The organism is Limosilactobacillus gastricus PS3 (genome assembly GCF_000247775.1).
GTDB classification, from domain to species: domain Bacteria; phylum Bacillota; class Bacilli; order Lactobacillales; family Lactobacillaceae; genus Limosilactobacillus; species Limosilactobacillus gastricus_A.
Map to the genome: position 1 here is coordinate 42,027 of NZ_AICN01000049.1, position 10,878 is coordinate 52,904.

The following is a 10,878-nucleotide window of genomic DNA, read 5'->3' on the forward strand; positions in this document are numbered from 1 at the left end:
ATATTCTCCTTAATACTTTGGTTTTTGATTCATAATCAATTCATGGAATTGTTGATAGTTTTCATATCGACTGCACATTATTATACCATCTTCAACCGCTTTCTTCACGGCACAACCCGGTTCCTTCAAATGAAGACATCCACGGAAACGGCAGTCTCCACTAATCCGGCGCATTTCTGGGAAATAATCCGGTAGTTCTTGCACTGTCATTGGAAAATCTTCATAGGACGAAAAGCCAGGTGTATCTGCGATCAGTGCCCCTTGTACTTGTAAAAGGCTGACTTTCCGCGTGGTGTGTTTCCCCCGTTGTAAGGCATTAGAAATTTCACCCGTTGCTAAATTTAGGTCAGGAGCCAAATGGTTAAGTAAAGTTGATTTACCAGCCCCAGTTTGCCCCATCATAGTGACGATTTTACCATCTAAAGCGGTCATCAAATTATCTAAAAGCGCTTGTTCAAACGGTGGCCGGCTAAAGAAAGTGGCATAACCAATTTCCTGATACCCCTTGATAACAGATTGAAATTCCTGAGCTTCTTGATCTGACAATAAATCCGTTTTAGTAAAGTAGATCACCGGTACGATTTGCTGACTTTCTAAAGCAATTAATTGTCGATCTAACAAATTAGTTGAAAATCCCGGTTCTTTCATGGCCGTCACCACCACTGCGACATCAACATTAGCCACCATCGGTCGAATTAATTGGTTGTCACGTGGTAACACTTTTAACAAGTAACCATCTTCAAATTCTACCCGATCACCGACTACTGGCTTAATGCCCCGCTTGCGGAAATTTCCGCGCGCTCGGGTTCGGAAAATTTGATGATCACTTAAAATATCATAAAAGCCACTTAACGATTGTTGAATAATTCCTGTTTGCAAATATTTATCCTCTAGTTTCAAGCAGTAATGTTATTAACACTCATGATGGTTCGTCCATCTCGAATAACCCGATAAGAACCAGTTGAGTTATTCCGTAATTTAAACTGGAGATTTACCGTGGTTTCTTGATTAATGGTCATTGTTTGATAGACCGTTCCATAGTTGTGGTCATCATCACGAATATAAATCGACACCTTATTTTCTTTATAGTCATCGTCATAAGGGATCGTCACTTGAATGTTAGTTGTCTTTTCGGTATCGCTGGAAGCAGAGGTTGCGACCGTCACCGTTAAGGTGTCACCTTGGGAAAGCTTCTTCCCGACCGCTGGTTGCTGGCTAACCACATGGTTATCCGCTACTTTACTATCCTGCGTCGTAAGTGTGGTTAATTGCAAGCCATGTTTGGTTGCATAGGCTTGAACATCGCTGATACTCTTGTTTTTAAAATTAGGTACCTTGACCGTATCTTTACCTGAGCTAACCGTCAAGGTAATGCTATCACTACCTGGATGAGCGACAGTATTTGCCGCGATACTTTGTTTGATAATCGTGTTTTTATCATAATCTGCCGAATGAACCGTTTCCTTATGGACCGTGAATCCTTTATTCTGTAAAATTTCAGCTACATTTTGATAATTCTCACCCGTATAATCGTCTAAAGTATAGCGCTTGACACCCCGACTCATAATGACATTAACTGATTGACCATATTTTTTGGTTTCTTTCCCGGTCGCTTTAATAACATGACCATTAGCAACTACCGAGCTGTATTGCATGGTAACATCACCTAACTTAAGATGATGGGATGCTAATTCGTCTTGCGCTTCGGTTTTAGTATCCCCAAACAAATCAGGAACACTAGTCGTTTGGTTGTAGTAATAGTAAAGACCACCACCAGTAATTAAAACAATCAAAAGAAAACAAACCAGGAACCACCAGCGCCGCCGAATCCGCCGCCGTTGATGCTTTAACTTTAATTCCCGGGTATCACTCCGCGAATGATTAGTATCTTTTATCTGGGCCGCATCAAGATCTTTAAATTGTTGAACATCTAAAACTTTTGTTTCGTCATCAGCCATGGTCGCTTGAAAACGTGGCTCATCCACCCGATCAGGATCTAAAGCCGTTGATAAATCATCCAACATTGCTTGGGCTGATTGATACCGATTTATTGGATCTTTAGCAGTCGCTTTTAAAACGACATTTTCTAATGATTGTGGAACCGCTGGATTTAAAGAGCGAATTGAAGGCACTTCATCGCGGAAATGTTTAAGCGCAATTGAGATTGCCGTTTCACCTTCAAAGGGCACTTGCCCCGTCAGGAGTTCATACAAAATAATTCCTAAGGAATACACATCGGAACACTTAGTCGCTACACTACCTTTCGCTTGTTCTGGAGATAAGTAATGAACAGACCCTAAAAGGGTATTAGTTTGCGTTAAAGCGTTGGCATTTGACGCCGTTGCAATCCCAAAATCAGTGATTTTAATTTGTTTTTGATGGTTAATTAGGATGTTTTGTGGTTTTAAATCACGATGGATAATTCCATGCTGGTGAGCGACTTCGACCCCCTGGAGAATTTGTGTCATGATGGTAATTGCTGTTTCAATAGGTAAATGGGGATGAGTTTGAATAAAGGCTTTTAGATCCGTCCCTTCCACATATTCCATTACCATATACTGCATGCCATTTTCTTCACCGACATCATAAACGCCGACAATGTGCGGATCATTTAATTCAGTAGCCGCTAAGGCTTCTCGATTAAACCGTCGCTTAGTATTTTCATCATCACGCATGTCAAGGCGCAACACCTTGACAGAAACATCCCGATCTAAAACCAAATCACGGGCCAAGTAGACGTTGGCCATGCCACCTTCTCCTAATGATCGAATAATCTTATATCGATCATTGAGTATATATCCGGCTTTCATGAGCTAACCTCTCTTTGGAGTATTTTGACAAATCAAGACGCTAATATTATCAGCTCCGCCGGTCTTTAAGGCACGACCAATTAGCCGATGACATTTTTCTTGAACTGAAATGCGCTTCATTTTGATAATGCGTTGCATCTGATTGTTGGTGACTTCTTTGTACAAGCCATCAGAACATAACATGAAGACATCTCCTTGCCCGAGCACGTAAGCATTGACTTCAAGTTCTGCTACTTCGGCTACGCCCACGGCTCGAGTAATCACATTTTGATGAGGTGATTGCTTCGCTTGTGTAGGTGTTAATTCACCAATCCGCACCAATTCATTAACTAAGGTATGGTCACGCGTTAATTGATTTAAGGTATCATCGTGCAGTAAATAAGCCCGACTATCACCTATATGAGCAACAATCACCGTTGGTGCCAACACAATCGCGGCAACTAAGGTCGTCCCCATCCCGCTATATTGAGGATCTTGATTTGCAGTTTCTAAAATTTGATCATTAATAGTTTGGACATATTGATAAAACCAGCGCTTTGCTGCATCCGGAGTCGCTGGTGTATCACTTAAAAAGGTGTTCCCCAAAAAATCGACGGTCATCGTGGCGGCTTTACTACCACCTTGATTTCCCCCGATTCCATCCGCAATGATTAATAATTGACTACCTGAGGGGGCTGTCGTTATTGCAACCCGATCCTGATTATCTATTCGTTTTAAGCCAACATCAGTCAAAAAGGCTGTTTGCATTGAGAAAACTCCTTAACGGACCCGCTTTAAATTACTAATGAAAAAGCCGTCCGAATTAAATTCATTTGGTAAGATCGTCAATGTCTTAGCATGACGATCAGCTTTAATTGCCCGTGCAGTTTTCGTCGTCATTAACTCAAACTCAGGATGACGCGCTAGAAAAGCTTGGACTGTCCCATCGTTTTCTGTAGCTAAAATAGTGCACGTGCTATAAGTAATTATACCGCCCTTTTTTACTTTTGGGGCGACTGAATCTAAAATGACCCCTTGAATCCGATGTAGGTTTTGACTATCTTGCCAAGTCTTATCATAACGGATTTCTGGTTTTCGACGTAACAGGCCAAAGCCACTGCATGGCGCATCCACCAAAATTTTATCAAAAGTTTCGTCAGCAAAACGTTCATCAACTTTTCGTGCATCAAGCTGAAGCGCTTGAATCCGATCCGCTACTTGCATCCGTTGTGCGTTTTGTTCTATCAACTTGACCTTATGGGCATGAATATCAAGCGCCACCACCTTGCCAGTGGTTAAATTTTCCGCAATCTGAACCGTTTTTCCACCAGGTGCAGCACAGGCATCTAAAACTAAATCATCAGGTTTGAGATGCATGCTTTCAACCGCCAGCATGGCGCTCTCATCTTGGATGGTAATCCGCCCTTCTTTAAACGCAGTTGTTTCCGTTACACTACCACTTTTTATAATAAAGGCATTATCAGCCAAAGGACTTAGTTTCACTTCAAAACCAGCTGTTTCTAGTTCTGCTTGCACCGCTTCCGTATTAGTAAGATTTGTATTAACCCGTAAGCTCTGATTAGCTGGCTGATTAACTGCTACTGAAATCGCTTTGGTCACTTGCATTCCATACTGATCACTCAGTTTTTCAATGAGCCATTGTGGTAAACTAGCGACCACGCTTAGTCGCTGAATTGGGTCTTTAATAGTATTTAGATCCGCTACTCCTTGTCGTAAAATGGCATGGCAAACCCCCGTCACAAACTTCCGAATACCAGGATTACCATGCCTTTTAGCAATTTCAATGGCTTCATTGGTGGCGGCCCAATCCGGAATCCGGTCTAAATAATGATATTGATACAAAGTCATCAATAACAACGTTCGCACCCATGCAGCCACTTTTTTCCCCTTAATAAAGGGTGCTAGCCAATATTCTAAAGTAATTTGGTGTTGTAAAACACCATAAACTAAATTAGTAACCAAACGTTGATCAGCATCATTTAAATCAGCTTGGTGAAGGCTTTGATTTAATTGTAAATTGGAATAGGCATGTTGTTGGCGAACCTGCTGCAAGATTTGCCAAGCAACTTCCCGAGCATTATTTTGACTCACTTTCATCAGTTACTGCTTGTGCTCCTACTTCTAATTGTTGGTGGCCATTCAAATAAGCGGTAATGTCCATCAATGGTTTCCCCGCAGGTTTTAATTGATTAATCCGATAAGTCGTCCCCTGACCAGCCGCTAGGACTAACTCATGCTTTCCAAGACGAACTACTTTACCAGCTGCTAATGAGGTATTTTCTTCTAGGGGCGTTACATCATAAATTTTAGTAACAATCCCATCAATCACCATATTACCAACCGGTGAAGGGCGTAAGCCCCGGACGTGTTCATCGATTTGTTGGGCCGTCATTTGATAATCGATTCGCTCTTGTTCTCGGCTAATATTTGGAGAAAAGACAACTTGACTTTCATCTTGCGGTTTCGCCTGGATAGTCCCAGCCACTAATTGGGGTAAAGTCTGCATCAAGAGATCTCGGCCAATCAGACTTAATTTATCAAACATGGTCCCCGCATCATCGTCCTTGGTGATTGGAATGGCTTGTTGCGCTAACATATCCCCTGCATCCATAGCTTTAACCATGTACATGATGGTAACCCCCGTTTCTTGATCACCATTCATAACCGCATACTGAATTGGCGCCCCACCGCGATATTTTGGTAAAAGTGAGCCATGGACATTGATCGCCGCAATCTTAGCAGCTGATAATAATTTGCTTGGTAAAAACTGACCAAAAGCCGCTGTAATCATCAGGTCGGGTGATAAGTCGATAATGGCTTCCATTTCTGGACTATGGTTAATCTTTTCAGGTTGAAAAACCTTAATTCCTGCCGTCACCGCTAACTTTTTTACCGGGGTCGGTGTCAAAACATGTTTTCGCCCCACTCGACGATCAGGTTGAGTGACCACTGCTAAGACATCATATTGAGGATCGTCAATCAATGCTTGCAAAATTGGTACCGCGAATTGCGGAGTCCCCATAAAAACTATTGAAGTCATTGTCTTTCCTTCCTTTTTACATGAAATATTGTGGATCTGGATCAATACTAATTTGCAGATCCCGACTATATTTGCTCTGGGCCTCATGCATTATTTGGCTTAACAAGGAATGCAATTTTTGGTCCTGGCGATATTTAATAATAATTTGATAATAATAGCGATTTTTCAATCGAGCAATTGCTCGGGGCGTGGGGCCTAAGAAGATCGTTCCCGAATCCGTGACCTGATCCAATTGTCGGCGAATCTCAAACATGGCCTTGGCCACCTTTTTTTCATCAGGATGGCTTCCCATAATCCGCACCGTGTAATAATAAGGCGGGTAAGCCGCTAATTTACGTAAATTCATTTCAGTGGCAAAAAACCGTTCGTAATCATGCTCTTTAACCAACTGAATGACATAATTATCGGGATTAAAGGTTTGAATAATTACCTGACCAGCCTTATTAGCTCGCCCTGCCCGACCACTTACTTGAGTTAACAAATCAAAAGAGCGTTCCGCCGCTCGGAAGTCAGGTAAATCAATCCCCGTATCGGCATTTAAAACGCCCACTAAAGTTACATTGGGGTAATCTAGTCCCTTAGCAATCATTTGGGTTCCCAGCAAAATATCGGCTTCATGATTGCCAAATCGATCTAGCAACTTTTGGTGCATTCCCTTTCGTCTGGTTGTATCGACATCCATTCGAATAATACGTGCATTAGGTAATAATTCTCCTAATTCCGCGGCGACCTTTTCTGTTCCCGTACCGTAATAACTAATTCGCCGGCTTTGGCATTGCGGACAGCGATTGGGAATCGCTTCCTCATGACCACAATAATGACACTTCATCGAATGTGAGTCCATGTGCAGTGTCAATGAAATATCACAATTCGGACACTTTAAAACATAACCACAGTCCCGGCACATGACAAAGGAAGAGAATCCCCGTCGATTTAACAAGAGCACACTTTGTTCATGCCGTTCTAACCGAGCATGTAAGGCAGACAATAATTGTTGGGAAAAATTGGTTTCCCCCTTTTTCTGGATCTCAGGTCGCATATCAACAATCTCAATTGGCGGTAAAGCCTGTCGATTAGCCCGTTTAGAAAGTACCAACCGATGATATAAACCCGCTTCAGCTCGCGATCGACTTTCTAAACTCGGAGTAGCTGATCCTAACACTAAGGGAGCATGATGAAAATCACTACGCCATTTGGCAACCTCACGCGCATGATAGCGCGGTGACTCGTCTTGCTTATAGCTTCCTTCGTGCTCTTCATCCATAATAATTACCCCTAGATTCTCGAGAGGGGCAAAGATCGCCGAACGCGTCCCCACCACGACCTTGACTTCACCACGCGTAATTCGTCGCCATTCGTCATAGCGTTCGCCGTTCGACAATCCACTATGTAGGACCGCCACTTGATCGCCAAACCAACTCCGAACCCGTCCAACAATTTGCGGGGTTAAGGAAATTTCCGGCACTAACATCATGGCCGTCTTTCCCTGATCCAGTGCCATTTGCATTACCCGCAAGTATACTTCCGTTTTTCCACTCCCCGTAACTCCTTGCAATAAGAAAGTTTGGGAAACTGATTGTTCAATAGCTTGATCAATATTATCAACCGCTACTCTTTGTTCATTATTTAAGGTTAAGATCTGCTTTTGGGGTACCGAAACTTGTAAAAACGGGTCGCGATAGACCTCTTGTTGAACTTTCGTCAACCAACCACGGGATTGCCCCAAAGTAAAAGTGGCTGAACTTAACCCTGTGGTAGCTTGGGCCTCTTTTAAGGCAACCACTTGATCACCTAGTGTTTGTAGATACAGGATTAACTGATGTTGTGCTTTAGCATTTTTAGTAATCCCTTGTAATTCATCTTCATATTGTTCAAAGCTTAAACTAGCCTTAATGGCCGTCACAGTCTTCACTCGGGCACGATCATTAACTTGATAAACGAACTCAATTTTCTTATCACGTTGAAGTTGGCTTAATCTTTGAACAGTTTCCGGATCATGTTGAACTTTTGAAAAATCAAGTTCATCTTGATTACCAAATAAAGCCATTTGGTCACTTTCGCTTAATTCATCGATTATTCGCACCATCCGTTGACTTTTCGCCTTCAGCAAGTTTGGCAACATAGTATATAAACAGGTTATCCAAAAAGCATAGGTCGTCTCCGCCATCCAATGACTCAGATGCAATAATTCCGAATTAACCACTGGATTCAAGTCCATTACTGCCGAAATTGGTTTTAATTTCCCATCATATTCAGTCTGCGACGACTTGCCAACGATAAAACCTTGGACCTCACGATGACCGGCCCCAAATGGGACAATTACTCGCATCCCAGCTTGTGCAATCTCAACTAAGCGGTCTGGGATTAAATAAGTATACGGTTGATTAGTTTGCATGGTTGGGACATCAACCACGACTTGCGCCAGATCCGCCATCATAATCTCCTCTATCTATTGCAATTCCTGAATGAATTGAATTAAATTCTTTGCGACCGCTGCTTTTGACATTTGTTTCCACTGTTGTGGTGCTTGGTTAGGTTGATAAATGGTCACCTGATTAGTATTAGTCCCAAAGCCACTACCTGCCTGAGTGACATTATTACCAACAATCACGTCCGCATGTTTACGGGATAATTTTGCTTGCGCATGATCATCCAAATGATCAGTTTCGGCCGCAAACCCCACAACGAATTGGCTAGCTTGTTTTTTCGCCCCCATCGTTGCTAAAATATCTGGCCCTTGGGTTAAATCTACACTCAAAGTAGATGTTGCGCTTGTTTTCTTAATTTTTTGGTCCGCTGGATGATCAACCTTATAATCAGCCACGGCGGCTGCCATTATTAACCCATCTGCTCCAACAAAGGCTTGATCGACTACCCGAAACATTTCTTCGGTTGTTTCCACTTTCGTAATATGAATTCGCTCACTCTTTGGTAGATCCACTTCAACTTGACCAACAATCAAATCAACTTGGTATCCAGCTTGAGCCGCCGCACGGGCAATTTCAATTCCCATTTTACCAGATGACCGATTTCCAATAAATCGAACCGGATCAATCGGTTCACGGGTACCACCAGCTGTTGCCACTAATCGTTGACCATTTAATGGGGCAAAAAGTAACCCTTGAATAACGCTGACAATGCGCTCAACCGCTGGCATTCGTCCTTTCCCAGCATACCCTTCGGCCAATAGTCCTTCGTCGGGATCCAAAATCGTGATCCCATCTGCTTGCAATAACTTTAGGTTCCGCTGGGTAGCTGGATTATCCCACATGTGATTGTTCATCGCCGGAACAACTAATTTGGGAGCTTTTGTCGCTAGCAACGTGCTAGTTGCGGTATCATCAGCAATCCCATTCGCCAACTTAGCAATAATGTTTGCAGTAGCGGGAACCACCACTGCTAGCTCCGTCCAATCAGCTAATTCAATATGAGGAACATGCCCCTGGTTAGTTTGATCCCACATATCCGTCAAGACTGGTTGGTGTAAGAGCGATGCAAAAGTGGCTTGGCCAACAAATTCTTGCGCTGACTTAGTCATTACCACCCGCAACTCGTGTCCTTGCTTTTGCAAAGAGCGAACAAGACTGACCGATTTATAGGCCGCCACGCTTCCGCTTACGTATAACATAATTTTTGCCATTTTGTCGTCCTCATAAAAAAAGGGTAGCCAAGTTTAATCTTGATCCACCCGTCTAAATAGTATTTGCTTAATCTTTCGTTTCAGTATCGATCGTTACCAATCCAGCTTCAATTTCTTCTAAGGCCATCCCTACCGATTTGTTTGATTCATAATGATCAAGCAATAATGGCTTATCTTCGCTCATATCAACTGGCTTTTCCGAATGATCGGCACGGAATTTATCTTCACGATACTTATCGATCTCATGGGCCCGCTTACTAGCAAGCATAATTAAGGAATAACGTGAATCAACTCGTTCTAATAATTTGTCAACTGATGGAAATAAAATCATTGGTTAGCTTCTCCTAACATTTCTAAATAGTCGGGCATGACTCGATTAACCCGTAAATGCTCAGTCCGAATAATTTCTTTAATTCGTTCAACGGCATTGCTTACTTCATCGTTCACAACAGCATAATCATAATTTTGCATCATTCGGATTTCATCAAAAGCCGTTTTAATCCGTTCATCAATGACATCCATTGATTCAGTCCCACGACCAATTAAACGATGCTTCAGTTCCATGATGTCAGGCGGTGTCAAGAAAATAAATACGCCATCTGACGTCCGTGAACGAACCTGCATTGCCCCATTAACTTCAATTTCTAAGAAAACGTCTTTGCCGGACTCTAAAGTTTCATTAACATATTTTAAGGGCGTGCCGTAATAATTGTCAACATACTTAGCATACTCAAGCATTCCGCCGGTCTGAATTTCATGTTCAAACTCTTCTTTAGTAACAAAAAAGTAATCCTTACCGTTAACTTCGCCTTCACGTGGTTGTCGTGTCGTCATTGAGATCGAATACTGAAAATCATTACCTGGTTGATCGAACAGCGCTTTTCTGACCGTGCCTTTCCCAACTCCGGATGGGCCCGAAAGGACAATTAATACTCCACGTTTAGCCATGCTGCTAACACCTCTTATAAATTTGAATTAATGTAATTACTATAACACGAATTAGACCGTCTTGGTACTGGATTTCAAAACTAGTTACTAGCTCAAAATCTTTCTCCTTGCTTTTTCGAACGTTTGTTCGTATAATGACTTTATACAAACAAACGTTCGGAGAAAAAATATGCGACAACTTAAAACCTCACTTTTAGATCGTAGTGCAAATTATCTAGTCAATCGTTTTAACAATTTTTTCTCATCAGCTGATGAGGAAGCAGCACCTCTCCATCATAGCAAACCACTGCCAAAATTAACCCAAGCCATCATTGCCCAGCGCTTTAGTATAGCCGTTAATACCGCTAGTCCGGTAACTTTACAAATTAAACCACTCTCAGCAGCTGGCGGTTTGACAACCATTAGTGGAATTATAAAACCTCTCCATCATAATTTTTATC

General features: G+C 42.3%; 10 protein-coding genes. 1 reads left to right on the forward strand and 9 read right to left on the reverse strand.

Annotated features, from left to right (window positions below; genetic code table 11):
- Window positions 1–9 precede the first annotated feature (9 nt).
- From rsgA to gmk, 9 genes are all read right to left on the reverse strand, one after another.
- Complete coding sequence (gene rsgA, locus PS3_RS05740; protein WP_007122331.1) at window positions 10–879, reverse strand: ribosome small subunit-dependent GTPase A; 870 nt, start codon at window positions 877–879, stop codon at window positions 10–12.
- A 17-nt stretch (window positions 880–896) separates the two neighbouring features.
- On the reverse strand, window positions 897–2,810 hold the full coding sequence (gene pknB, locus PS3_RS05745) for a Stk1 family PASTA domain-containing Ser/Thr kinase (protein WP_007122332.1): 1,914 nt from the start codon (window positions 2,808–2,810) through the stop codon (window positions 897–899).
- 3 nt (window positions 2,811–2,813) lie between these two features.
- Window positions 2,814–3,557, reverse strand: a complete 744-nt coding sequence (locus tag PS3_RS05750; protein ID WP_007122333.1) for a Stp1/IreP family PP2C-type Ser/Thr phosphatase — start codon at window positions 3,555–3,557, stop codon at window positions 2,814–2,816.
- A 12-nt stretch (window positions 3,558–3,569) separates the two neighbouring features.
- On the reverse strand, window positions 3,570–4,907 hold the full coding sequence (gene rsmB / locus PS3_RS05755; protein ID WP_040468322.1) for a 16S rRNA (cytosine(967)-C(5))-methyltransferase RsmB: 1,338 nt from the start codon (window positions 4,905–4,907) through the stop codon (window positions 3,570–3,572).
- Window positions 4,888–5,850, reverse strand: a complete 963-nt coding sequence (fmt, locus tag PS3_RS05760; RefSeq protein WP_007122335.1) for a methionyl-tRNA formyltransferase — start codon at window positions 5,848–5,850, stop codon at window positions 4,888–4,890. Before fmt ends, rsmB begins: the two co-directional genes overlap by 20 nt.
- A 16-nt stretch (window positions 5,851–5,866) precedes the next feature.
- Window positions 5,867–8,284 carry a primosomal protein N' gene (priA, locus tag PS3_RS05765; protein ID WP_007122336.1) on the reverse strand — a complete coding sequence of 806 codons (2,418 nt, stop codon included), beginning with the start codon at window positions 8,282–8,284 and terminating at the stop codon, window positions 5,867–5,869.
- Window positions 8,285–8,299: 15 nt separating this feature from the next.
- Entirely contained in the window at window positions 8,300–9,490 is a 1,191-nt protein-coding gene (gene coaBC / locus PS3_RS05770; protein ID WP_007122337.1) for a bifunctional phosphopantothenoylcysteine decarboxylase/phosphopantothenate--cysteine ligase CoaBC, read from the reverse strand.
- Between the two features lie 67 nt (window positions 9,491–9,557).
- Window positions 9,558–9,821, reverse strand: coding sequence for a DNA-directed RNA polymerase subunit omega (rpoZ, locus tag PS3_RS05775; RefSeq protein ID WP_007122338.1), 264 nt, complete (start codon window positions 9,819–9,821; stop codon window positions 9,558–9,560).
- Window positions 9,818–10,438, reverse strand: coding sequence for a guanylate kinase (gene gmk, locus PS3_RS05780; RefSeq protein WP_007122339.1), 621 nt, complete (start codon window positions 10,436–10,438; stop codon window positions 9,818–9,820). The genes rpoZ and gmk overlap by 4 nt, the downstream gene beginning before the upstream one ends.
- A gap of 169 nt (window positions 10,439–10,607) precedes the next feature.
- Here gmk and PS3_RS05785 point away from each other — a divergent pair.
- Window positions 10,608–10,878: hypothetical protein (locus PS3_RS05785; RefSeq protein ID WP_040468324.1), on the forward strand; the 271-nt coding region annotated here is incomplete at its 3' end.

What these genes read in the sequence shown, in the direction of transcription:
- pknB (WP_007122332.1), bottom strand. Translation starts at nt 2,810, where the DNA reads ATGAAAGCCGGATATATACTCAATGATCGATATAAGATTATTCGATCA.
- PS3_RS05750 (WP_007122333.1), bottom strand. Translation starts at nt 3,557, where the DNA reads ATGCAAACAGCCTTTTTGACTGATGTTGGCTTAAAACGAATAGATAAT.
- rsmB (WP_040468322.1), bottom strand. Translation starts at nt 4,907, where the DNA reads ATGAAAGTGAGTCAAAATAATGCTCGGGAAGTTGCTTGGCAAATCTTG.
- fmt (WP_007122335.1), bottom strand. Translation starts at nt 5,850, where the DNA reads ATGACTTCAATAGTTTTTATGGGGACTCCGCAATTCGCGGTACCAATT.
- priA (WP_007122336.1), bottom strand. Translation starts at nt 8,284, where the DNA reads ATGGCGGATCTGGCGCAAGTCGTGGTTGATGTCCCAACCATGCAAACT.
- coaBC (WP_007122337.1), bottom strand. Translation starts at nt 9,490, where the DNA reads ATGGCAAAAATTATGTTATACGTAAGCGGAAGCGTGGCGGCCTATAAA.
- rpoZ (WP_007122338.1), bottom strand. Translation starts at nt 9,821, where the DNA reads ATGATTTTATTTCCATCAGTTGACAAATTATTAGAACGAGTTGATTCA.
- gmk (WP_007122339.1), bottom strand. Translation starts at nt 10,438, where the DNA reads ATGGCTAAACGTGGAGTATTAATTGTCCTTTCGGGCCCATCCGGAGTT.